The sequence below is a fragment of the Phaeobacter sp. JH20_02 genome (assembly GCF_048056915.1).
In the GTDB taxonomy this organism is placed as follows: Bacteria; Pseudomonadota; Alphaproteobacteria; order Rhodobacterales; family Rhodobacteraceae; genus Phaeobacter; species Phaeobacter bryozoorum.
In genome coordinates, this window is the sequence record NZ_JAYMVP010000017.1 from 100,192 (window position 1) to 123,866 (window position 23,675).

The following is a 23,675-nucleotide window of genomic DNA, read 5'->3' on the forward strand; positions in this document are numbered from 1 at the left end:
ACTCCGATTCGTTGCCATTGCAGCAACAACGCCGACCGCTGCTCGAGACTGTCAGCGGTTAACCGCCGTTGAATCAAATTGTCTACAGATTGCGATGCGCGAATCACTCTGGTTAAGGCTGATTTTAATTTTCAGCCGTCATTCTCATTGCCAAGGACCGCAATCCCGCGAGCTAAGCGGGGCGCGGCGCCGCAGCAGCACCCGGAACAGGAGGGTTGAATGACAAATCAAGTGCAACACGACGGCCCGCCGACCAGGACAAGGCCGGGCATCGTGCCGGCTGGTGCCAAGCGGTATGGGGTCGATCCAGTCTGTTTGGACCAAAGTGAAAAATGCGGGCCAAGGCTACGGTTTTTCAACCGACAGCTCGCAGGGCAGATCATACAGGCAAGCGTCCAACTTTCCCGGGTCCTCCCCACATTCAGCGCGTGCAGAGACAGCGTGTTTTCGTTGAGACACAGCTTGAGCGATCTATCGCATCTAGCCGAGCCGACGTTGGCGCTCTGCCTCAGGCCGCGCTGGAAACGACGATGGTGCCGCGCCGCGACTCCAAACTCTTAAAAAAATCAAGTGGCCGCCAAAATCGATGCTGCCTGAAATCCGCTTATCCATTGGAAGGTTCCCGCCAAAACCGGTGGGCTCACTTTGAGTACGACACCGTATCTGGTGTATCCGCTTTGCTTCAGTCGTGAGGCGCTGCGGAACGGGACCAACGAAATGGACGCGTCATCGTTTTGCACCCCTGCCGGGAACGCCAGTTCGCGGGCCACCACACGACACCAATAACTGCCGACAGGGCAATACCGAACCCGGCCGCCTGGAACGCATCGACATGCAGTCGGTGCGCCGGGTGAGTTGTACCAAAACCAGCGTGCTGATCTCCCTATCAGCCGCGATAGCACGAGGCTGCCCTCGACAAGGAACACGTCATGTCGACGATCTGGAACTCTATTATTCGAAAAACTGCAGTGGCTGCCGCTGCACTGACCATGATGAGCGCTTCTGCCGGAATGCTCCCGGCGCAAAGCATCAACAACAATATCAAGAGTCAGCTGGACGAATTCGTCAAACGTGGCACCGAGGTGAGATTCGAAGGGTATCTTACCGGCTACAGCTATTGGGATAACACTCCCCCCGGCAGTGCCGCCATTGCGCGCCCGGTCCTGCGGCGCCAGGCCGGCGGAACCGGCACTTATAATGACCCAATTACCATCGCGGTGGGACATGCCATTCGGCGCGGGCGCCAGACGTTGGACTTCCCGGCAGGCACACGGTTTTACATCGAGCGCCTGCGCAAATACGCAATCGTAGAAGATGTATGTGGCGACGGGCACCAGCCACAAAATGGTCCCTGCCATACCGGCAAGAATGGCCGCCCCTGGCTCGACATCTACATCGGGGGCAAGCGAAACTCTGTCCGCGACACCGAACGCTGCATGAACCGATTGACGGGGATGCAGCCCATCCGCCTCAACCCACGGCGCGGCTATCCTGTTGCACAGGGCGAAATCTCGGCCAGCGGCTGTCAGGTCTTCCGCCCGGTGAGTTAACTTGGTCGCGATCCAATTCGCTAACCCTAGCGGGCGCGGCGCTTCAGATGCGCAAGCGCCTGCAGGACGATCCCATTGGTGTTAAGGTCAGCATGGTTTGCCATTTGCCCATAGCCGTCAAGGAACAGGCCACTGCTCATGCCAAAACCATCAATTCGGGCGCGGCTCTGTGCGGTTTCCAGCATCTTCAGGCTGAACGCGCATGGCCGCACCGCATACCACAGATAAGCCGCTTTGGTTGAAAAGATCCCGTAGGGGCTGGTCGCCACAGGCTCAAAGAGCACATCGCGCCCCTTTCGATAACTGACATTCCATCGCGTTTCATGGCCAAGATCGAACCCCTGATAGACAAACCAGGGCGCTGTATCGATTGGGGTCTCTGATGGCGCCAGCAATTGCCCGGTCTGATCATAGTGATGCTTCATCGCCCCAAGGAAGATATCGGTGAGGACCGCGCATTCCGCCGAGGGCCCCAACTCGACATATTCCAGCAGCAGCGGTTCGGAGGGCAGAATACCAATCTGATCCACCGTATAGAGTAGACTGACCGTTCTGTCGGCGACGGTATCCCCGACGAAGGCCTCGCGATAAGGAGATCGCGTATCAGTCTGACCCAGCAACGGCAGAATACGCGTCTGATAGTGGGCGCAATGCGACAGATACGACGACTGGATTCGTGTCTTCAGAATATTCTTCAGCACACCACCCTGCATAAGGCCCGCAATTTCCCATTTCTTCATTAGCTGAGACGACGCCTCCGCAAGCGCCGCATGTTTCGCGGCCCGGGTCACGGCACTGCTCAGGCGTGCAAAATCACAGGCATCAAAGCCGCGGCGTTCGATAGACGCATCCCGCACATTGATCAGCGTAGGCGGATAGGCCATGTCCCCGTCAGTGATCACCGGCAGGGATGCCATGATCTTCTTGATGCGGCGATAGATCTTGTCAGCGGGCGCCAGATCCAGATCAATTGCGGCGAGCAGCCCCAGTATCAGGCTGCCGACATCCCACATCGTAATTTCATAGTTGTTGAAAGACTTACCGTTAATCTGCTTCCTGACGGTCAGCGCCAACCCGGTGGCGCTCATCTCTGCCTGTTCCAGATAGCTGTAGGCCAGTTGTGCGTCGGCCATCATGGCCTCATTAAACACAGGCGGCTCCGGCGCCAAATCAGTACTGCGCAGTGCCTCGCGCGCCTCCAGCAGCAACTCATGCGCCGGGTCAACAATTCCTGTAGGATAATTAAGGCAGATCCCATTCGCGGCCGGAATCTTGGCGGCGAGCTTGCCAACAGCGTCAACCTTATGAACGAAGACAGCATCCGGATGCCGCACGTCTCCCCGCTGCGGCGCAACCTCATCGGCAAGGAACAGCGGGCCTTCAACCGGTTCGCCGTCAGGCCCCAGGCCCGGCGCTCCCAGACGGCGCTGCTCCCCGTCACGGGTCTCCAACAACAAAGCGCCATCCGCGCGACGCTCCCCGCCGCGCACCAGAGTCACACAGTCAACGCCGAGACGTGCCCGCGCCTGGCCCAGTAACGCGTCATAGCCTTCCCCACTCTCAGGGAACTCGGGCAGAATGACATAGTGCCGGGAGTGGTTTGGCAGGAAAGCACAACACCGTTTGTAAAGTTCTCGCGGCAGGACCGACAGAAGATACCCTGAAAGACGCGCGCGATTGACACTCGCGGCGATACGTTGACCGACCTCATAAGCGCGTGCCGGATCAATCGGCAGTTCCGCCACATCAATGGCCAGCACCGTCCCGTCCCCCAATTGGGAGAAAAGCCCGGATGTCATCTTCTTCTGGGCTGATCTCAGATCAAGACGCGCCTTAAGCGGTAACATCAGAACTGCGGCCGGCCCAAGCAGCGCCTCGCGTTCGGCATTAGCAACCGCATCGTATATCACGGTCGTGCACCCTCCGGTCCGCAAGCCATCCTGCCTCAGGTCGCCCTCCACCCCATTTGTGGACACGGTCGAAAAATGCGCAGGCTGGGCCGCCGCCGCCATCGATCCCGGCAAAAGCCGATCAATCTGTGATCGCAGGCTCCAGAGTGCTCGTGCCTTGAAATATCCCGTCTTCTGCATGAGATCGCGCGTGGCAGGGACAATCTCGACGAATGTCCGGTTTTTGGATGCCGTGTCACTCAGCATCGACAAGACCGGATGAACGGCATCCGGGCTGTGTCTGGCGAAGTCATCGAACTCAACTTCAACCGCCAAAGCAACGCCTTGCGACAGGAACGCAAAGATCAGCGAGCCAAGTGCGTTCTCGGGCAGGGATGGATGCACACCTGTCAGCAGTATGGAAAACGCCCGAATTCCCTCTGCGTGATCTGTCTGCGCTTCAGCCGGCCATGCTGCACCTATCAGGCCACCTGAGGCCAACCCCAGAAACTCACGACGTTTCCACCGCATTACCCTGTCCAACTTTCTGGTTTCGGCGCTGTTTACCATAACTTGAACGAGCCGCGATGCCCATCTTGAATTATCGTTAGGACTTTGTTAAAAACTTAATTAGCGGACGCGGAATCGAAATGGTTCGCGCGAAAGCACGACTGGCGAAAATCGCCTGCCCCCCAAACGAGTAATTGAAAAAGTAACACGTTATTTGAACGGGTTGGCAAGTGATGTACACGACGACTGATAATCGGCCGACGCCAGGTCCAAAGAAAAGCAGAGCAAAGGCTCCTGCTGCTTCAACGCGTCGTCACAAGACATTTCCGACTGAGATTCTGCCGGCCGAGATGGCTCTTTCGACCGACGCGGAGAAGCAGATCTTCAAAGCTGGCAACGCAACCCGGCCGTTTCTGGCGGTCCTGTTGTTTGTGATTGCGCTCGCCCTGGCGGCGGCGATGATCATTGCCGTGACACAGAATGTGATCACCGAGTTCAAATTGGCGCGACCATTGTTTCAGAACAGCGCGCCTGCGGATAACATCAGCCAAGATTGGCGCCGTTTCCTGCCGCAGAGTGACAATCTGGAAGGCGATGGGGGCAATGATCAGCTCGACCGCGATTACGCCAGCGCGGATATTGCGGGCGGCAGTTCCTGCGAAACCCAAACAGGCACGGCACGCAGTGCGAGCAATAACCCCTCGAAAGTATACGCTTTTGTAACGGCGGACCTCGAAGACGTTTCCAACTCCGTTCAACGGACCTGCAACACGATCAATGTGTTTGTCCCCGAATGGCTGATCATCAGCGACAAAGGTGTCGACTGGTTGCAGTCCGGCAATCAGGATTTTAGTACGCCCTATGTCGTGCGGACCAATCCTTTTGGCGATAGTCCGATCCAGCCGCTGATCCATGTGCAGGCCAGCGCGCTCAGCAGCGAGGCGTCTGGTCACTGGTCTAATACCGCAGCGCTTGCGGCGCGGCAGGGGTGGTCCGGTCTGTGTTTTGATATGCGTCGGCTTGAGGTGCAAAACCTGCAAAAGGCTCTACTCCATCTCGATGGTGTGAAAGGGGACTTCGCGGCAGCAAACCTGGAAACCTGTGCAGTTATCGCGCCAGACCAGATCGAAACCCTTGCCTATGGCAGCGCATTGCCCGAGCGGGTGATCCTGCCCGCCATTCAGAACAGCTACCGTCTCGGGATCTACGAAGAATCGCCAGCTCCGCTTGATTGGTTCCAGTCCGTTCTCGAACGTGCGCGCACCACTATCCCTCAGGATAAACTGGTGATTGGTCTCGCGGCTGGTGGTGTGCACTGGACCACTGGCACGAGTGCACCGGAGTTTATCAGTTATGCAGATGCAATGTCCCAGGCCGACCAATATGGCGCCTTCGCGGGCTATGCACCCGAAAAAGGTCACGGGCTGATCTCCTATATGGACGCTGGTGGCGAGCGAAACATGATCTGGTATCTGGATGCCGTAAGCCACTACAGCCAGTTGCTGAGTGTCGCAGAAGCTGGCATCGACGGTGTTGCGATCTGGGGGCTGGGGCAAGAGGATCCCTCCATTTGGCCTCTGCTCGCCGAGGAAGATATCCTGTCGGACGAAGCCTTTGCCACGTTGCGTGATATCGATCTGAACAGCTTTGTCTCGTATCGTGGCACCGGCCCATTTCTGCGGTTCAGCGAAACCGAAGTCGTCGGCCGTCGCCACGTGACCCGCGATTCCGAAACTCTCATGGTCATCGATGCGATCACCGATCCGCTGCCCTTGCCGGTCATCGCGGACCGTTACGGGGTCTTGCCAGACAAATCCATTCTCCTGACCTTTGATGACGGGCCGTCGCAGGACCACACGCAGGAGATCCTCGATATCCTGAATGCCGCCAACGTCCCTGCGACGTTCTTCATGGTCGGCAATCAGATGTTTGAGCAAAAGAACGTCGTCAACGCACTCGCCGAAGCCGAATTCGACTTCGGGCTGCACACCTTCTCTCACCCGCAGCTCAATCGCGCGTCCCCTGCGCGGGTGCAGGTTGAACTGGCTTTGCAGTCAAGGATCTTTTCCTGGCTGACCGGCCGCACACCAGTTGTTTTCCGCGCGCCCTATATGCGTGGTCCCGGACCGCTGGAGGGCGATCTGGCGCGGCGGCTGAAGACCATTATCGATCAACGTTATCACCTCCTGGGTGCGGATATCGTGCCACCGGATTGGCGCAGCCTGAGCCCGAAGCAACTGGTAGACTACACTCTGGGAGCCTTGGACGGCAGCGGTCAGGTGCTGCTCATGCACGATGGCGGAGGTCCGCGCAGCAGTACCATCAGCGCCCTACGCCTGTTGCTGCCCGAGCTGAAAGCGCGCGGCTATCAGTTTCTGACGCTAGAACAGGCAATGGCCGGGTTTGGAAGCCCCTACGAGACGCGGCAGGTCGCCAGCCTTGAACCCTTCGAAGCGCTGGCCTTTACAGGTGTGGGAAACAGCGCCACGTGGGTGGCATTTGTGGTTCCATTTGCAGTGCTTCTCGGGGTCATCCGCGCTCTTGTCCTGTTCATAATGGCGATCCGTTCCCGCCGTGCCGACCGCATGGATCTACGCCACCGGACAGGTGATTTTTCCGCCCCGGTGACGGTGGTGATCCCAGCCTATAACGAAGAGAATAGCATCCTGAAGACGATCTACAGCGTGCTGGAGTCAGACTACCCCAACCTATCAGTGCTGGTGGTGGATGACGGGTCGACGGACTCCACCTATGAGCTGGTGACAAAGACTTACAAAGGCAACCCGAAGGTACAGATCCTGCGTCAGCCCAATGGCGGCAAGTGGAAAGCATCCAATCTCGCCTTCTCGCATGTCACCACCGACTTTGTCGTTGCGATTGATGCCGATACCATCGTCGCGCCGGATGCTATCCGCCGTCTGATGCAGCCCTTGCGCAACCCCAACGTTGGTGCAGTGGCTGGCAAAATCATGGTCGGCAACTCTAACAACCTTCTGACAAAGCTGGAAAAGCTTGAGTATACGGTCGCCCAGAACATCGACCGCCGCGCCTATGAAACGATCAATGCGATCATGGTTGTACCCGGTGCATTTGGCGCCTGGCGAACCGACGCTGTGCGCAAATGTGGCTACTACAGCAGCCAGACGCTGGCAGAAGACACCGATCTGACCATCTCACTCCTGGAAAAGGGGTATGAGGTCCGTGCCGCGGAGCGTGCATATGCCTACACCGAGGCGCCCGCATCCGTCGGAACGCTGATGAAACAGCGGATGCGCTGGTCGATCGGGATCCTGCAATCCGCATGGAAACATCGCGGCACCATCCGTCAGGGCCATGCTGTCGGCTTGGTCGGGCTTACGGATCTGGTTGTCTTCGGAGTGATCATGCCGCTTCTTGGCCCGATCATCGACCTGTTGCTGGTGCTCATGTTGGTACGGTTCGTGTCCAGCTTTGACGGCACCACCTTTGACGCCTTCACCGTTCGTGATTATGCCGTGCTCGCCATTTTCCTTGCGCTACCGCTGCTGGAAATGATCATGGCTGATTATGCCGTACGGTCCGAGCCATCGACCCCGCGTGCCATGGTGCTGCTGTTGTTGTTGAACCGCTTCATTTATCGCCAATTGCTGATCATCAATGTCTATCGCTCGCTGTGGCGGATCCTGACAGGGCGGTTGACGGGGTGGCACAAACTACGTCGATTTGGATCCGTTCAGGCGCCGGTCCGGCCAACAGTTGCAGCCCGGGCGCATCTCAGCTGACCTGCGGACCGCATGACAACCGGCCTGCGGGATCGGGCAAATCGCGGCCTACCCCTCTCACGGGCTCGAGGAACCAGATTGATCTGTCACCAGCCTGGACTGGTCTGGCATGAAATAAGCCCTGCCCAAGAGAGAACCTTGGGCAGGGCTTTGTCGTTTTACACGCAGAGTTGCTCAGTTGCCGTCAGACGTGCTTTCACCCGAGAGCGCATTGGGATCGAACGCGCCACCGAAGGCGGAGTTTCCGCCGCTTGCCGGTGCCGAGCTTTCGTCTTCGCCTTCAGGGGCAGCGCTGTCTCCGCCACCCAGAGCATTGGGGTCAAATACCCCGCCAAACCCAGAGCTATTACCACCGCTGCCAGATGGCTCAGATGTTGCGCCTCCAGCATCAGAGCTCCCGTTTTCTGCTTCTTCAGCTGCTCGGCGAGCAGCGTCTTCGGCACGGCGCTGACGTAATTCCTGAATACGCAGCTCGGTTTCCAGACGTTTCTGCTCCTTCACTTCGGCGATACATTGGGCTGGGCTGTAAACAGTCGCCGTGCCGACAATCACAATGGTGAAGCAGGCAACCCCAACCAGCCCAAGAGCCGCCCAGTTCGAACTGAGGAACCCCGGCAGCCGCAGCCGGCCACTTTCCAGCTCTTCTACCGTCGCGTCCTTGCGGGCCGCCGCGACCAACTCACGCCGACGGATTGTTGCCTCGTTGAACAGCGCCGCAAAAACCGTCAGCACAACGATGATAAATGCCAGAGCAGAGATCGCCGGAGTGATACCGTAGCGCACCTTTTGCGCCAGTTCGATTGTCAGGGTCGGGTATTCGCCGAAGGTGAAAGTAGTGGTGTTGTAGTTCTCAAAACTAGCAAGGAAGGCAAGAACCGCCGCCGACGCAATTGCCGGTTTCATGAATGGCAACAGAACCTTGCGGAACGCCTGCGCATGGGTCGCCCCGAGGTCAAGCGCCGCCTCAGTCAGCGCGATGTCGTAACGCTGCAGACGCGCCACCAGCACCAGCATACAATAGCTGGCGATGAAGGTGGATTGGCCGATGATGGTCAAGAACAGCCCATTGGACAGGAAACTATCCGCCCCCAGACCAACCATACGGTTGATACGATCCCAGAACACCAGCGTCGAAATACCGATCACCACGCCCGGTATCAGGATCGGTGCGATGATGACGGTGTAATAGGTCGCCCGGAGCTTCGGCCAGATCTGCGTTAGCATCAAAGCGCCCGCCAGACCCATTGCCACCGACAGCACCACCGTGCCCGCGCCCACCAGAATAGAATTCCAGATGCCATTCAGAATGCGCTCGTCCTGGAACAGGGCAGAGAACCATTCGAATGTCAGGCACTCCCATGGCGTGGCTTGCGGAAAGCCCGGCGAGTTGAAGGCGGTGACCGACATGATCACCAGCGGCCCCAGAAGATAGGCGAAGAATATCGCCAGATAGAACCAGACGCTCAGGCGCAGAAAGGAGAAATTCTTCATTTGCCGATATCTCCCATATTCACCTTGAACAGGCGCATGACGGCCAGAACCAACAGGATACAGGTCACAAGCAGTACCACCGCATAGGCAGCACCCTGCGGCCAGTCGGAGTTGTCATTGAACTGCTGGTAGATCAACTGCGTGAACCACAAGGACGAGGGGCCACCCAGGATCTGCGGCGCCGCCAGAGCGCCCGCCGAGAGCATGAACACCATGGTGCACCCCGAGCTGATACCTGGTTTGGCATAGGGGATTACAACACGTTGGTGGATCTTGGCCCAGCTGGCCCCCATGTCTCGAGCGGCCTCGATCTGGTTGCGATCCAAGCTTTCGATCACGTTATAGATCGGAAAGATCATCAACAGGATGTAGGCATAGCCAAGCCCTGCATAGAGCGCGATATCATTGCGAATGAAATCAAACGGCGTATCGAAAACCCCCATCCCGACGAGGGCCGTGTTCAGAACACCGCTTTCCCCGAAAATGATGCGCAGGGCAAAGGCCCGTAGGATTTCATTGATCCAATAGGGGATGATCAGCATCAGGGCAAAAATACGGATGTGATTGCCCTTGGTCTGCGCGAGATAATAGGCGATCGGATAGCAAAGGATCAGGTTGAACACCGTGACACAGACCGCAGCGACGAGCGTGCGGAAGAATACCCGCAGATCAACTGCATTGTAGTCTTGGCTACCGCCCTCGGGGCCAAAGACCAGATATTTGTAGTTCTCCAGCGTATAGACGTCCTTGGGCCCGCCGATCTCTGGTGGAGGCAGGTTCGGTCGGAATGAAAAGTCGAGCATCGACAGCTGCGGCAGAATGATGAGGCCGATAGTCCAAAACAGGACGAGACCAAGCATCAACGAACCCAGTCCGTAGCCGTTGCGATTAAAGAATTCCCTTAGGAATCTTGGCATGATCTGGCCCTCCTTATTCTGCGGCCAGCTCACCCGCGGGCACGACGACGGCATTCTTCGTCTCGTATTCCAGGGTGATGTTTTGACCTGTGTGATCGTCGAACGACTGACCAAGGTTCGGGATGGAAACCTTCAGCTCCTTACCGCCGTCTCCCTCCATGAAGATGTTGAAGGCATTGCCTTCAAATTCCTCGTGGTTGACCTTGGCGGTCACAAAATGATCACCGGTGGCCCCTTGCGGCGCCAGGGCAAAAGCTTCGGGGCGAATAAACATCATCGCATCATCGCCCTCTTTCATCTTCCCCTGATTGGCAGAAGATATCCGCGCGACAAGATTACCGGACCGGTTCGTCGCTATGAGCGCTTCATTCCCCATTACCCGCTTCACCTTGCCGCGGAACACGTTGTTCTCCCCGACAAAGGATGCGGCAAAGGCCGTTGCAGGATCGTTATAGACCGCCTTGCCGTTGCCGATCTGGTCGATCACGCCGGCGCGCATGACGGCGATATTGTCGGACATGGTCAGCGCCTCGCCCTGATCGTGGGTGATATAGATAAACGTAATGCCGACCCGCTGCTGAATTTCGCGCAGTTCGGTCCGCATGTGCTGACGCAGCTTCAGATCAAGTGCCGACAGCGGTTCATCCAGCAAGAGCACATCCGGCTCAGCGCAGAGCGCGCGCGCGATGGCAACCCGCTGACGCTGACCGCCAGACAGTTCCGACGGCAGTTTGTCCCCCTGCCCCGGCAGTGCAATCATGTCCAGAAGCTCATCCGCGCGCTTGCGCCGATCCTTTGCCGACGCGCCGTTGATCTCCATGGAGAAGGTGATGTTTTCCCAGACCTTCATCAGCGGGAACAGCGCAAGGTTCTGAAAGATCAGCGCGGTCGGGCGCTTGTTCGGGCCAATCCCGCGCATGTTGTTGCCGCCAATCAAGACGTTCCCTTCGCTTGGCTCCAGGAAACCGGAAACCGCGCGCAAGATTGTCGTCTTGCCACAGCCAGACGGGCCCAGGAACGAAAAGAAATCGCCTCCGTTGATTTTGACATTTGCGTCGCGCACGGCGACGAAATCTCCAAAGCGGATCCAGAGGTTTTCAAGATCTACGCCTACCCCAGCACTCATGTGGCCTCTCCCTCGGTGCAACCGTTCGTTCGGAGGCGAACCCCCGGCCGATGCAGATAGCATCCGGTTGATGATATGTTGAATTTACGCCCTCAGGCGTGTGGCTGGCCCCCGCCGAAACGGGAGCCAGATGTACTTGCCCGATCAGGTGATCAGGCGCTCTTGAACTTGTTGACGAATTCGGTCCGTACGTCTGCGTACCAGGGGGCTTCAGCCGGCCATGGGTTGAGATTGGCCAGGCTGTTGCCGGGATAGGCTTCGGCAAAGTTCTTCTTATAGACATCGCCGGAGTAATCATCCGCTTTCAGCACGGGCGAGTTGTACCCATGGCTGTCGATTGCCTTGCCCGCAGGTTCCTGCTGGTAAGCATAGTCGATAAAGGCATAGACCTGCTCTTCGTTCTGGGCCCCGACTGGCATCGACATGCCGTCAACCCAGGCCATCGCCCCCTCGACCGGTGCCTGATAATGAACAGGCTCACCTGCGGATTTCAGAGCAAGCGGCGGTCCATCCCAGGTCTGCCCGACAACGACACCTTCGTTCAGCAGGCCGTTTTTCTGGGTATCCGCATCGTTCCAGATCAGCTTGATCCGGTTTTTGCGCGCCACACACCAGTCGGTGACCTGCCCCCAGACCTTGCGCATGGTGTCTTCATCTTCATATGCCGCCCAGATCGAGCCAGCTTCCATTTCGCCGGCGGCCTCCATGTAGAGCCCCGCACCCAGCATCATGGAATGGGCACGGCCCATGGTCTTGCCTGCGTTCTCTTCACTCCAGACATCGCCGTATGACGGCGCATCGCCGGATGGCAGCCACTTGTCAGTCCGGTAGGCAATTCCCTCAGTGCCCCAGATATGCGGCAGCCAATGGGCGCCATTGTCGCCAAAGTTCCAGGCATCTGTACCAATCTTCGCCATCGCCGGGTTCACCGCGTCAACATTTACCTTATTGAGATCAAACGGCTTCAGCAGCTCCAGTGGCCCCCATTGCAAGGAGCGGTTGTTGGTTGGCGAAACGATGTCGAAGCCTTGCCCCTTCGTGGCTTTCATCTTGTTGATGATTTCTTCGTTCGACCCGATACCTGTGTAGTTCACCTTGATCCCGGTCTTACCCTCGAACCCGGCGATGAACTCAGGTGGCAGATAGTCGGACCACATCAGAATGTTGATCTCGCCGGAGGAGGCCAGTGCGCTCTTGGAATAGAGCGGCGCTGCCAGGGCTGCCGCACCAGCGCTCTTCAGAATCGAGCGGCGGGTTACATTGGACTTTGCAGTCATATTCTTTTTCTCCCTATGGATCTGTTGGTCTTTTGTTTTTCTTTTTTGGTAGTGGAACTCTGCGAAACACACTCCGATTGCTACAGTGACAGATTCAGAATTCGATAAGGCCAGAAGAGGCCCTACAGGCGTATTTATGGTGCCAGTTTCAGTTCCGTCCCTAGACATTCGGAACGAAACTTATGCGCGTTTGTCAGCGAAGACGCCGACTCCCACATGGTTCCACTGCAGTCAGTCTGCGCCTTTGGCGCCTCTCACGTCAACGATGCAACACTGTGGAAGTGTTCACAAAATCGCCGAAACCCTCAAACCGCCATGCCGATGAGCGCTACCCCCGCCGCCATGAGCACAGCCGCCCCAAGACGCCGTTTCCAGTTGCCCTCTTTCAGGATAAGAAACCCGATCAGCGCGGCAAAGATAACCGACGTTTCCCGCAGGGCAGATACAGCCCCCAGCGGCGCAAAGTTCTTGGCAAAGAGAACCAACCCGTAGGCGCACATAGATACCAGACCGCCGGCGATCCCCAAAGCCCAGACCCCGACAGGCACATCGGGCAGTGTTGCACGTTTCCGCAGAAGAACAAACGCCGCGACAAAGACATGGAGAAACGCGCCCCAAGCCCAGTAGCTGACCGTGTTGCCAGACAGACGCACGCCAATGCCGTCAACCAGCGAATATAGTGAGATGAAAAAACCGGTGCCCAGCGCGTACCACAAAGCGCTCTGCCCGACCCCTGATCGCAGCGCCTTCCAACTGCTAAGCTGAATCCCCCCAGCAATGAGCGCGATTCCCACCCAGGCCTGCACCGGCAGGATTTCCCCGACAAAGATCATCGCCCAGAGCGAAACCAACGCTGGGACAATGCCGCGCGCAATGGGATAGACCACGCTCAGGTCGCCGTGATGATACGCGCGACCGAGCATGTAGAAATACCCAAAATGCACCACCGTCGACACGCCGATGTAGGGCAGGCTTGCCACATCCGGCAAAGGTAGCGTGGCCACCATGACCGCCCCTGGGATGACGTGCCCCAAAGCCACCAAACCCAGCGTCGTGGTCCTGTCGATCGCCGTCTTTACAATGGCATTCCAGATCGCGTGCAGCAACGCGGCCGACAGAATGATGGCAATCACAAATGGCGTCATATCAGGCTTTCACAGCTAGCGGGGCTCCAGAACACACATCAGTCCATTTCGTCCGCAGGCATATCCTGGATCAAACGGGTCTCCAGCAGCTGCCCGTTGCGGTATAGGATCGGATAGGCGATGGCGGCGATATGGCTGTTGAATTCCCGCAGCGCGCGCAATGTCTCGAGATGGATATCCGAGCTCTCGAAACTTTCCGCGGCGCCGCGCTGCAATCGGCGCAGATGGCGCTTACGGCTGTCACGTTCCATCCGCTTGACCTCGGTTTTCTCAAGGCTCAGCAGGCGCGCGCTTTCCAGATCGTCCGAGATCAGCACATTCGATGCAAGCTGCATATTGGCGACGATCACCTCGTGCATGCGGGTGATTTCTGCCCAGCCTTCTTTTGAGAACCGCACCCCCTTCTTGTGCATGGACGCAGCTAGGACGGCGAGCCGTTCATCCACCACGTCGCCGGCCGTCTCCAGCCGGATGGCATATTCAACCAGATCTCGGGCAACCTTGGCATTTTCTTTGCCGAACCCTTCGCTTGGCATGCCAGCCACGTAGCTTCGGATACCCGACAGGCAGCTGTTCACTTCCCGATCCAGAGCCTGCACCGCCTTTATCTGGGCACGGTCGCCGTGCTGATAAAGATCGGGAATTGGTCGGAACATCGCACCGACCAGATCCGACATCCGCAGCAGTTCGCGTTTCAGGCTGCTGATCGCCTGATTGGGTTGCCGGTAATCATCTGTGTTCAATACGCTCACCGGCAGCCCGTGCGTGTTGCCCTGCAGAGGGGTCGGGTTTGGTATCAGGCTGGTCATGACACCATGCAGCATTCCGCAGAACGGCAGCGCCAGGATCAACAGCGATGTGTTGAACAGAAGATGCGCATAGACCAGCATCTGGCCGCCCTCAGGTGCGCCCAGAACACCCGCCCGCAAAGCGATATTGGCGCCAAAGACGCAGATCACCGCCCAGGTTCCACGCAGTCCCAAATTCGCAAGCGGCACACGCCGCCCTGGCGCAGGCATCCCTCGGCTCAGCCAGACCGGAATGAAGGCCGAGCCGAAATTGGCCCCCAGGACCAGGGACAACCCGGCCGCGAAAGGGATCGCATCGATCTGAACGAGGGTGACGCACATGAGGATAGCCGCCACCGAAGAGTGCATGACAAAGGCCAGCGCAGCGCCCACGAGAAACGCCGTGATGTAATCCCGGGCGAGATATTCCGCGATTGCCGGTAGGAACGCGCTCTCCCGGATGGGGTCCATAGCCTCGCGCAGGAACCGCAGCGAAATCAGAATAAAGGCGATCCCCATCAGAATGCGCCCCATTTGCCGGGCCTTCTTCGCCTCGACCTTGACGAAAAGATAGCCACCGACAGCCAGCAGCACGGGCACCAGCCAGTCGAGCTGGAACGACAAGAGCTGAATGATAAGCGCCGATCCAAGGTCGCCACCCAGAACAATCGCCAGACCAGAGGCAAAGGACAGCAAACCGCTTGCCGCAAATCCCGAGGTCAGCAGGGCAACCGCGGCAGAGCTTTGCAGGACGATGGCCATGCCAATTCCCACGAAGCTGGCCTGCACAAGGCTGCGCTGCCCGGTCAATAGCCGCTGGAACGTCGCGCCGTAGCTGCGTTCAATACCGGTCCGCACCATCCGTACCGCAAACAGCAGCAACATGACGGCACCGGCAAGGCTGGTCAGAAAGCTCAATATGGCCATAGAGTTATGTCTTGTCCTTTTGTTGGGCAGCGTCGTGACGTTACCGCTCTTTTCTAGGCGCGATGGGAAACCCCAGCTGCGCAGCCCTCCGGGCGCTTCCGCCAATCAGGTTATCCCTTCCTGATCTTGCTCTCGCCCCCTTCTGTTTCGGGGGTGTTCGAACCAGGCGCCAGTTCAAGGTCAATCTCCCAGAGTTCCAATGCACGGCGGTATTTGCGGGCAGGCATGATATCGGTCAACAACAGATCCAGCAGTTCCGGTTGCGGACCGCGATGCGGCGCAGTGCCTTCGAATTTCGGGTGCGCGACCACCAGCATGGTCAATTCGGCAACCTGCGCCACCACAGCTGCCAGCTGTGCTTCTGTAGCACTTTGGTAAAGCGCGCCGTGTTTGGCAGAAAACGCATCTGCCGACAACACCGCCACATCCAGCGCGAACTCCTGGACCTGCTGTTCAGCGACATGTCCAAATGTACCGCGTTCGTTGCTCTGTATTTCGCCGCCGAGGAAATGCACCCTGTTGCCGTTATGATTGGCCAGCGTCTGCGCCACACCAATGGAATTCGTGACCACCGTCAGACCGGCGCGGCTACGCAGCGCCTTGGCGACAAAAGCGGTGGTGGAGCCGACATCGAGAAAAACCGCCATCCCGTCGGTAACGTGGTCCAGTGCCCTGGCAGCGATGCTTTGCTTTTCCGCCGTATATTTCGAGATCCGTCGGAAGAAACTATCCGCCGCATCTGGTCCCGCCAGGTAGGCGCCTCCGTGCACTCGCTGCACCAGTCCCTGTTTCGCGAGCGCCTTGATGGTCCGACGCACGGTTTCCTCCGACACCTTCAGAACCTTGGCCATCTCGCCGCTGCGTGCCGATCCGCCCAGACGGCGCAAGGCCTCCAGCAGCTCCAATTCGCGGTGCGAGATTTTCTGGTCTTCGGGCAATAGGCAGCCTTGGTAAGGAGTGAGATTTCGCTGGAGAGTGAACCACAGGGATGCCGAAAAAATCAAACATAAAAACACAAAATTCCACACAAACGGTCAAATTCAACAATGTGATGGCAGGGAAACCCTTTGCCATACTCGTGATTTCAGGCTTATCTGGCCGCAATTGCGGCAAGGAAATTCCACATGAGCCAAGCTTCAGACCAGCGCAGGAATGTCCTGTTTATCCTGATCGATCAGATGCGGGCGGATTGCCTGTTTGGAGCCCTGGCCGAGCACGTAGCGCTGCCAAACCTGCGCGCCTTGATGGCGGATGCCGTTACCTTCCAGAGGAACTATACGGTCGTGAATCCCTGCGGACCGTCGCGGGCCTCGATCCTGACTGGCCAGTATGCGATGAACCACCGATCCGTTCGCAACGGGACACCGCTCCGGCATGACACACCAAACCTCGCGTCTGAGATGCGCAAGGCGGGTTATCTGCCGATGCTGTTTGGCTATACCGACACCTCGCATGACCCGCGCATCTACCACCCCGGCGACCCGGCGATGCAGACCTACGAATACCCGATGGCCGGTTTCCACGAGATGCTGGAAATGCGGATGGAGATGTCGCATCCATGGCGCGCGCATCTGCTGAACAAGGGCTATACCTTCGATCGCTACTGGGACATCTACAAACCGGTTTCGCCAACCGGGGGCGCTCCTAGACTGAACGACCCCGCTGTGTACCGGGCCGAAGATAGCGATACCGCCTTTCTCACCGATCGGTTTCTGGCGACAATGCCTGGCTACCGCGACCAGAGCTGGTTCGCACATCTCACCTATATCCGCCCGCATCCGCCGCTGGTCGCGCCTGCGCCTTACAACCGGATGTACGATCCCGCCAGCCTGCCGCTGCCGCAGCGCCTCGCCACTGTGGAGGACGAACGCGCGGTCCATCCGTTTTTCGACCCGACCACCCGCGCTGCGTCTCCCGCCTCCTTTGTCGAGGGTTTTCCGGATCTGGACCCCAGCGACCCGGTAATCCAGACGCTGCGGGCGATCTACCTAGGCCTCGCCAGCGAGGTCGACGCTCATATTGGCCGGGTCATGCAATATCTGCAGGACAGCGACCAATTGGAGAATACACTTGTCGTGCTCAGCGCCGATCATGGGGAAATGCTGGGTGACCGGCACAGCTGGGGCAAATTCTCTGTCTATGATGCCGCCTATCATACCCCGTTGATCATTCGCCAACCGGGCAACGCCATACGCGCCGGAGCGGTCGTGCAAGACATCACGGAGTCGATCGACCTGGCCCCGACTATTCTCGACTGGGTCGGTCAGGCGGTCCCCAACTCAATGGATGGGCGGTCTTTGCTCCCACTGGTTTCCGGGGAAACACCAGACGACTGGCGCAGCTACAGCTATTCGGAACTGGACTTTGGCGAGCCAGAACGCCCCAGTATCTGGCAACACCATCTGGGAACCGATGCTAGCAATTCCTGCCTCGCTATTCTACGGGACGCGCGGTTTACATTGGTTGAATTTGCCGCTGACCTGCCGCCACTGCTGTTTGACCACACCGCCGAGGGCGAAAGGGTCAATGTCGCGGAACACCCCGAGCACCAGGGCGATCTGGCCCGTCTCACCCGCCAAATGCTGCGGCACCGGATGCGCAACATGGACCACACACTGTCTCTCGACACCATTACGCCGCACGGGCCGCGCAGGCAGGCCCGCCACAGGCCAACGAATACGCCCGGTGTCTAGCTTGGCTGACCTGCGAAGCACCCTCGGCGATCTGTTTGCCGCCGCCATCGCCCGAGCCGACCCTGCAATGGCCTTGGCGGAAAGCTTGCGACAGCATCCCCCACCCCTGCCGCGCCCCGGCGGACGCCTGATCCTTATCGCACTGGGGAAGGCCGCCGTTCCCATGATGCGACAGGCCATGCGGATGCTCCCGCCATCCGACAGGGCGGTCGCCGTCACCAACCCGGAGAACCTTGCCGAGATCCCCGGAGCCAGTGTCCTGGCCGGTGACCATCCGGTGCCTAATGACATGAGCCTCGCGGCTGGCGCCGTCCTGCGTCAGGCCGTCGGCGACCTGACTGCCAATGACAGTGTGGTGGCGCTGATTTCCGGTGGTGGTTCTGCCCTCGCCGTGGCGCCGGCTGCAGGGCTTACACTTGCCCACAAAACCGCAGTCACCGATCTCCTTTTGGGAGCCGGACTGGACATCATGCAGATGAATCTGATCCGCCAGCAACTCTCTGAGCTGAAGGGAGGTGGCCTCCTGCGCTCCGCCTACCCCGCACCGGTCTTCAGCTATATTCTGTCGGATGTGATCGGTGATGATCTGCGCGCGATAGCCTCGGGTCCGACGGTGGCACCGCTGGGATCGCGCACCATGGCGCGCGACTGTCTTGTGGCGCATGACCTTTGGGCCTCGCTTCCGGGCGCTGTTCAGACCCATTTGTCCGCACAGGATGACCCTGCACAAACCCTCTTTGATAAAGGGTCCGTCATTGCACATCTGATCGGGTCTAACCGTCACAGCCTGATCGCCATGAAGGAACTGGCCGCACGCAAGGGCTGGTCTGCCGATATCGTTGATGATGCCCTGACCGGAGATGTGGAGGCCGCCGCGGCACGGATTATCTCCGCAGCCCAGGCACGGGTTTCAAACCGCCCGGTCGCGCTGATCTTCGGCGGGGAAACAACGGTAAACCTGACCGGAACAGGCCGCGGTGGACGCAATCAGGAACTGGCGCTCCATGTGGCGCGCTTAGGCCGCCAAACGCTGAGCGGAAGCTGGGTTTTCCTGTCAGCGGGCACCGATGGGCGGGACGGTCCGACGGATGCGGCAGGAGGCATTGTCGATGGGGGCACGTGGCAGCGCATTCTGGACAAGGGGGGCGACCCGATGGCCTTGCTCAGGAACAACGACAGCAACCGGGCGCTCAGATTTGCGGATGATCTGTTTGTAACCGGCGGAACCGGCACCAATGTGGCGGATATTCAGATCATGCTTTTGCCCGCCCGTTAGGGACACCTGTTGCGGCTACTCTTCCAGCTGGTGCAGTTCGTTCAGCAGATCCAGAAGCGCCTCGTAACGCTCATTCCCCATCTGCGCGCGGGTCCGTTCGATCACGGCGAGACTGGCCTGCAAGTTGTCGTCGATCACCTGTTCGCCCGCTTCGGTAATACTGACAATCTGGCGGCGGCGATCCATCTGATCCTTTGCCCGTTGGATCAGCCCCTTATCCTCCAGCTTCTGCAGGATGCGGGTCAAGCTTGGAAGCAGCAGGCACGCGCGCTCGGAAATCTGCGTCGGATCAATGTCACCTGTTTCCTGAACGACCCGCAACACGCGCCATTGCTGTTCGGTCAGCCCCGCGTCGCTCAGCAACGCGCGAATAGGGCCCATCACGCGCTCACGCGCGCGCAGCAGGGCAATGGGCAAGGATCGGTCTGTGCTTGGTAACTGCTTGGTCATGCCAGATTATCGCTGTCTAGGGGCGCAAAGGCAAATCCTCAGTACCCGGAGTGACTAGCACTTACGTTGCTGGGCAATCCAAATCGACCGGGTCTATACCTGTATTGGCGGAATGACGCTGAGCGGATCTCTGACATCGGATACGATTGAGCATGTGGACAGGTATTAATGAACATGTTAATTATATGCTCATCTAAGGTAGCCGGATGCTAAGCCCAAGGACGACACGATGAACTGGAATGATTTTTCTCACTGGGGCCGCAAGGTTGCGGACTGGGCACAGGACTATCACCTGACCGTCGGCGACCGCCCGGTGCGAGCGCAGACGGCTCCCGGCGAGGTGCTGAGCGCCCTGCCCCAAACCCCGCCCGAGGATGGCGAGGGGATGGAGGTGATCTTCCGCGATTTTGAAGACATCGTGATGCCCGGCATCACCCATTGGCAGCACCCGCGCTTCTTTGCCTATTTCACCTCCAACGCCGCCGCGCCCTCGGTGCTGGCGGAATTCCTCGCCTCCGCCATCGCTCCGCAATGCATGCTGTGGCAGACCTCGCCGGCGGCAACTGAGATGGAAACGCGGATGATGGACTGGCTGCGCCAGGCGCTGGACCTGCCGGACCAGTTCCAGGGCGTCATTCAGGACTCGGCCTCCTCCGCCACCCTCGCTGCCGTGCTGACCATGCGGGAAAAGGCGCTGAACTGGCAGGGCAACCAGCAGGGCCTGTTCGCCCAAAAGCCACTCCGGATTTACTGTTCATCTGAAGTCCACACCTCCATCGACCGCGCCATCTGGGTCGCGGGCATCGGCCAGCAGAACCTGATCCGCATCCCCATCAAGGGCGACTGGCGCGGCATGGACCCGGACGCGCTGGAGGCGGCGATCCAATCCGACCTCGCCGCGGGTCACCAGCCAGCGGGCGTCATTCTCTGCGTGGGCGGCACCGGCGTTGGCGCCACTGACCCCGTCAACCAGGTACTGGATGTGGCCGAGAAGCATGGACTCTACACTCATGTCGACGCCGCCTGGGCCGGCTCTGCGATGATCTGCCCGGAATACCGCCATTACTGGCCGGGGGTGGAGCGCGCCGACAGCATCGTCTTCAACCCGCACAAATGGCTGGGCGTGCAGTTCGACTGCTCCGCCCATTTCCTGAAGAACCCGGATGATCTGGTGCAAACCCTCGCGATCAGCCCGGAATACCTCAAAACCCACGGCCATGATGGCATCATCAACTATTCCGAATGGTCGGTGCCGCTGGGCCGCCGGTTCCGGGCCCTGAAAATCTGGTTCCTGATCCGCACCTACGGGCTGGAGGGTCTGCGCCAGCGCCTGCGCAACCACATCATCTGGTCCAATCAACTGCACGATAAGCTCAAGTTAGAGCCTGATTTCGAGATTGTGACACCACCAATGTGGTCGCTTTGGTCGTTCCGCTATGCCCCGCAGGGCGCTAACGATCTGGATGAACTCAATCTACAACTGGTGAACGCGATCAATGACGATGGCCGTATCTATCTGACCCAGACCCGCGTCGACGGTACGCTGGTTATCCGGTTCCAGGCCGGCCAGTTTGAGACAACCGAAGCTGATGTTATGCTCGCCCATGAGGTTATCACCAAGATTGCGCGCGCCCTGAAAGCCCGGTGACCAGAACAAACCCGCGCCACCCGACCCAAACAGGAGATTTGCCAATGCCCGCCACCAAAAACACCTTCAAACAGGCTCTATCGCGGGGCGATCGCCAGATTGGGTGCTGGATGAGCTTTGGTGAGGGTGCCGTAGCCGAAGTAATGGGAACCTGTGGCTTCGATTGGCTGGTGATCGACGGTGAACATGCGCCAAACGACATCCGGTCCATTCGTGATCAGCTGATGGCTCTGGCTGCCTCCAAGAGTCATCCCGTCGTGCGCGTTCCGGTTGGAGAGACATGGATTATCAAACAGGTTCTAGACGCCGGTGCGCAAACGGTCCTGATACCTATCGTCGAAACTGCCGAACAGGCCAGAGAGCTGGTCCGAGCCTGCCACTATCCGCCCACCGGCACCCGTGGCGTGGGCGCAACTGCGGCGCGGGCGTCGATGTTCGGCTCTGTCAGCGACTATACTCGAACCGCCGATCAGGAAATCTGCCTCCTGTTGCAGGTCGAAAACCGTAAAGGCATCGAAAATCTCGACGACATTCTGGAGGTCGAAGGTGTCGACGGGATTTTTATAGGACCTGCCGACCTGTCCACTGACATGGGACATCAGGGCAACTCCGCCCACCCGGAGGTCAGAACAGTGATCGCCGATGCCATGACCCGGATCAAGGCTGCCGGAAGGGCGCCTGGCATTCTGGGCACTGCCCCCGAGGCGACACAGGCCTATCTGGATATGGGCGCGCAGTTCCTTGCAGTTGGGATTGACGTGATGGTCTTGGCCAATAACGCCCGCGCCCTCGCCACTGAATGGTCTGCGAAATAGACGCCGAACGCCACGTTCACAAAATGAGATCAAAAAATACGTATTTCCGCGCAATTGACCGGTTTGACACCCCGCCGCTAGCCTGCCACCACAGGAGCGAGACCGCGCCAAACATCTTGGCGCGCCACGAGGGAGCTACAGGATGAAACGCACATTTGCTGCGGGGATGGTCTCCGCACTGACGCTGACCTCTGCGCTGGCCACCGCCGCCTTTGCAGATATCAAAATCGCCCATGTCTACGGCAAGACCGGCCCGTTCGAGGCCTATGCCAAACAATCCCATGACGGTCTGATGCTGGGTCTGGAATATGCCACCGGCGGCACTATGGAAATCAACGGCGAAAAGATCGTCGTGATCGAAAAGGACACCCAGCTCAAGCCTGAGAATGGCAAGGCACTTCTGGAAGAAGCCTACGGCGACGACGAGGTGGATTTGGCCATCGGGCCGGTCAGCTCCGGCGTTGCGCTGGCGATGCTGCCGGTTGCCGAAGAATACGAAAAACTGCTGATCGTGGAGCCGGCGGTTGCCGATTCCATCACGGGCGCGAATTGGAACCGTTACATTTTCCGCACCTCGCGCAATTCCTCGCAGGATGCGGTGGCCAGCGCCATCGCCCTGGCCGGTGAAAATGTGCATATCGCGACGCTGGCACAGGACTATGCCTTTGGCCGCGACGGTATCGCAGCCTTCCGCGAAGCCCTGGCCGCTCAGGGCCACCAAATTGTCCATGAGGAATTCGCCCCAACCGACACCACCGACTTTACCGCTGCGGGCGAGCGCATTTTCAACGCGATGAAAGATCTCGAGGGCGAGAAGAAGCTTTTCATCATCTGGGCCGGTGGTGGCAATCCATGGGCCAAGATCAACGCAATGGATCCCGGTCGTTTCGGGATCGAATTTGCCGGCGTTGGAAACATCCTCGCCGCCCTGAAAGGGTTCAAGGATTTCGCAGGTATGGAAGGTGGTACGTATTACTACTACGAACTGCCTGACAATCCGGTGAACGACTGGCTGGTGAAGACCCATTTTGAACGGTTCGACAGCCCGCCCGATTTCTTCACCGCAGGCGGAATGGCCGCTGGCATCGCCGCCGTGGAAGCGATCAAGAAGGCCGGATCCACCGACACCGAGGCGTTGATTGCGGCGATGGAAGGCATGGAATGGCAAACCCCGAAGGGCACCATGAAATTCCGGGCCGAGGATCATCAGGCGCTGCAATCCATGTATCACTTCAAACTACGTGTCGACGACGATGTCGAATGGGCCATCCCAGAACTGGTTCGCGAGCTGAGCATCGACGATCTGCCGATTCCGATCCGCAACTGATCACACAACGCGACCGGGTCCGGGGCGACCGCCACCGGGCCCGGCACGTCGCATAGGATTTCGCGGCCCGCCGCGATCACCCGGC

General features: G+C 58.7%; 16 protein-coding genes. 7 read left to right on the forward strand and 9 right to left on the reverse strand.

Annotated elements, in window-relative coordinates; all coding sequences use genetic code 11:
* The first annotated feature begins 929 nt into the window (after positions 1-929).
* Positions 930-1,550, forward strand: coding sequence for a hypothetical protein (locus tag VWY34_RS04760; protein ID WP_416544527.1), 621 nt, complete (start codon positions 930-932; stop codon positions 1,548-1,550).
* Between the two features lie 26 nt (positions 1,551-1,576).
* Here VWY34_RS04760 and VWY34_RS04765 read toward each other — a convergent pair whose 3' ends face one another.
* Positions 1,577-3,970: a DUF3131 domain-containing protein gene (locus VWY34_RS04765; RefSeq protein WP_416544528.1), complete on the reverse strand. Its 2,394-nt coding sequence runs from the start codon at positions 3,968-3,970 to the stop codon at positions 1,577-1,579.
* A gap of 329 nt (positions 3,971-4,299) precedes the next feature.
* On the opposite strand from VWY34_RS04765, the gene VWY34_RS04770 reads away from it, so the two are divergent.
* Positions 4,300-7,710: a glycosyltransferase gene (locus tag VWY34_RS04770; RefSeq protein ID WP_416544529.1), complete on the forward strand. Its 3,411-nt coding sequence runs from the start codon at positions 4,300-4,302 to the stop codon at positions 7,708-7,710.
* Between the two features lie 174 nt (positions 7,711-7,884).
* Here the strand turns inward: VWY34_RS04770 and VWY34_RS04775 are convergent, their stop codons facing one another.
* The 7 genes from VWY34_RS04775 to VWY34_RS04805 form a co-directional block, all read right to left on the reverse strand.
* Positions 7,885-9,201 (reverse strand): ABC transporter permease, encoded by a 1,317-nt coding sequence (locus VWY34_RS04775; protein ID WP_340546461.1) that lies wholly within the window; start codon positions 9,199-9,201, stop codon positions 7,885-7,887.
* Positions 9,198-10,118 carry an ABC transporter permease gene (locus tag VWY34_RS04780; RefSeq protein ID WP_340546460.1) on the reverse strand — a complete coding sequence of 307 codons (921 nt, stop codon included), beginning with the start codon at positions 10,116-10,118 and terminating at the stop codon, positions 9,198-9,200. The genes VWY34_RS04775 and VWY34_RS04780 overlap by 4 nt, the downstream gene beginning before the upstream one ends.
* A gap of 13 nt (positions 10,119-10,131) precedes the next feature.
* Positions 10,132-11,244 carry an ABC transporter ATP-binding protein gene (locus VWY34_RS04785; RefSeq protein ID WP_340546459.1) on the reverse strand — a complete coding sequence of 371 codons (1,113 nt, stop codon included), beginning with the start codon at positions 11,242-11,244 and terminating at the stop codon, positions 10,132-10,134.
* Between the two features lie 152 nt (positions 11,245-11,396).
* Positions 11,397-12,521: an ABC transporter substrate-binding protein gene (locus VWY34_RS04790; protein WP_416544530.1), complete on the reverse strand. Its 1,125-nt coding sequence runs from the start codon at positions 12,519-12,521 to the stop codon at positions 11,397-11,399.
* A gap of 305 nt (positions 12,522-12,826) precedes the next feature.
* Positions 12,827-13,666 carry a hypothetical protein gene (locus VWY34_RS04795; protein ID WP_416534534.1) on the reverse strand — a complete coding sequence of 280 codons (840 nt, stop codon included), beginning with the start codon at positions 13,664-13,666 and terminating at the stop codon, positions 12,827-12,829.
* A 38-nt stretch (positions 13,667-13,704) separates the two neighbouring features.
* Positions 13,705-15,381 (reverse strand): Na/Pi cotransporter family protein, encoded by a 1,677-nt coding sequence (locus VWY34_RS04800; protein ID WP_340546456.1) that lies wholly within the window; start codon positions 15,379-15,381, stop codon positions 13,705-13,707.
* 110 nt (positions 15,382-15,491) lie between these two features.
* Positions 15,492-16,319: a DeoR/GlpR family DNA-binding transcription regulator gene (locus VWY34_RS04805; RefSeq protein WP_416544531.1), complete on the reverse strand. Its 828-nt coding sequence runs from the start codon at positions 16,317-16,319 to the stop codon at positions 15,492-15,494.
* A 186-nt stretch (positions 16,320-16,505) separates the two neighbouring features.
* Between VWY34_RS04805 and VWY34_RS04810 the strand changes: the two genes are divergently transcribed.
* Together VWY34_RS04810 and VWY34_RS04815 are read left to right on the forward strand one after the other, a co-directional pair.
* Positions 16,506-18,074 carry a sulfatase-like hydrolase/transferase gene (locus tag VWY34_RS04810; RefSeq protein WP_416544532.1) on the forward strand — a complete coding sequence of 523 codons (1,569 nt, stop codon included), beginning with the start codon at positions 16,506-16,508 and terminating at the stop codon, positions 18,072-18,074.
* A gap of 1 nt (position 18,075) precedes the next feature.
* Positions 18,076-19,350, forward strand: a complete 1,275-nt coding sequence (locus tag VWY34_RS04815) for a glycerate kinase type-2 family protein (RefSeq protein WP_416544533.1) — start codon at positions 18,076-18,078, stop codon at positions 19,348-19,350.
* Between the two features lie 15 nt (positions 19,351-19,365).
* On the opposite strand, the gene hpaR is transcribed toward VWY34_RS04815, so the two are convergent.
* Positions 19,366-19,800: a homoprotocatechuate degradation operon regulator HpaR gene (gene hpaR, locus VWY34_RS04820; RefSeq protein ID WP_340546452.1), complete on the reverse strand. Its 435-nt coding sequence runs from the start codon at positions 19,798-19,800 to the stop codon at positions 19,366-19,368.
* 229 nt (positions 19,801-20,029) lie between these two features.
* On the opposite strand from hpaR, the gene VWY34_RS04825 reads away from it, so the two are divergent.
* From VWY34_RS04825 to VWY34_RS04835, 3 genes are all read left to right on the forward strand, one after another.
* Positions 20,030-21,448, forward strand: a complete 1,419-nt coding sequence (locus VWY34_RS04825) for a pyridoxal phosphate-dependent decarboxylase family protein (protein ID WP_416544534.1) — start codon at positions 20,030-20,032, stop codon at positions 21,446-21,448.
* Between the two features lie 44 nt (positions 21,449-21,492).
* Positions 21,493-22,263, forward strand: coding sequence for an HpcH/HpaI aldolase family protein (locus VWY34_RS04830; protein WP_416544535.1), 771 nt, complete (start codon positions 21,493-21,495; stop codon positions 22,261-22,263).
* Between the two features lie 142 nt (positions 22,264-22,405).
* On the forward strand, positions 22,406-23,590 hold the full coding sequence (locus VWY34_RS04835; RefSeq protein WP_340546449.1) for a substrate-binding domain-containing protein: 1,185 nt from the start codon (positions 22,406-22,408) through the stop codon (positions 23,588-23,590).
* The last annotated feature ends 85 nt before the right edge of the window (positions 23,591-23,675 follow it).

What these genes read in the sequence shown, in the direction of transcription:
- VWY34_RS04800 (WP_340546456.1), bottom strand. Translation starts at nt 15,381, where the DNA reads ATGGCCATATTGAGCTTTCTGACCAGCCTTGCCGGTGCCGTCATGTTG.
- VWY34_RS04760 (WP_416544527.1), top strand. Translation starts at nt 930, where the DNA reads ATGTCGACGATCTGGAACTCTATTATTCGAAAAACTGCAGTGGCTGCC.
- VWY34_RS04795 (WP_416534534.1), bottom strand. Translation starts at nt 13,666, where the DNA reads ATGACGCCATTTGTGATTGCCATCATTCTGTCGGCCGCGTTGCTGCAC.
- VWY34_RS04775 (WP_340546461.1), bottom strand. Translation starts at nt 9,201, where the DNA reads ATGAAGAATTTCTCCTTTCTGCGCCTGAGCGTCTGGTTCTATCTGGCG.
- VWY34_RS04830 (WP_416544535.1), top strand. Translation starts at nt 21,493, where the DNA reads ATGCCCGCCACCAAAAACACCTTCAAACAGGCTCTATCGCGGGGCGAT.
- VWY34_RS04765 (WP_416544528.1), bottom strand. Translation starts at nt 3,970, where the DNA reads ATGCGGTGGAAACGTCGTGAGTTTCTGGGGTTGGCCTCAGGTGGCCTG.
- VWY34_RS04780 (WP_340546460.1), bottom strand. Translation starts at nt 10,118, where the DNA reads ATGCCAAGATTCCTAAGGGAATTCTTTAATCGCAACGGCTACGGACTG.
- VWY34_RS04790 (WP_416544530.1), bottom strand. Translation starts at nt 12,521, where the DNA reads ATGACTGCAAAGTCCAATGTAACCCGCCGCTCGATTCTGAAGAGCGCT.
- VWY34_RS04835 (WP_340546449.1), top strand. Translation starts at nt 22,406, where the DNA reads ATGAAACGCACATTTGCTGCGGGGATGGTCTCCGCACTGACGCTGACC.
- hpaR (WP_340546452.1), bottom strand. Translation starts at nt 19,800, where the DNA reads ATGACCAAGCAGTTACCAAGCACAGACCGATCCTTGCCCATTGCCCTG.
- VWY34_RS04810 (WP_416544532.1), top strand. Translation starts at nt 16,506, where the DNA reads ATGAGCCAAGCTTCAGACCAGCGCAGGAATGTCCTGTTTATCCTGATC.
- VWY34_RS04785 (WP_340546459.1), bottom strand. Translation starts at nt 11,244, where the DNA reads ATGAGTGCTGGGGTAGGCGTAGATCTTGAAAACCTCTGGATCCGCTTT.
- VWY34_RS04770 (WP_416544529.1), top strand. Translation starts at nt 4,300, where the DNA reads ATGGCTCTTTCGACCGACGCGGAGAAGCAGATCTTCAAAGCTGGCAAC.
- VWY34_RS04825 (WP_416544534.1), top strand. Translation starts at nt 20,030, where the DNA reads ATGAACTGGAATGATTTTTCTCACTGGGGCCGCAAGGTTGCGGACTGG.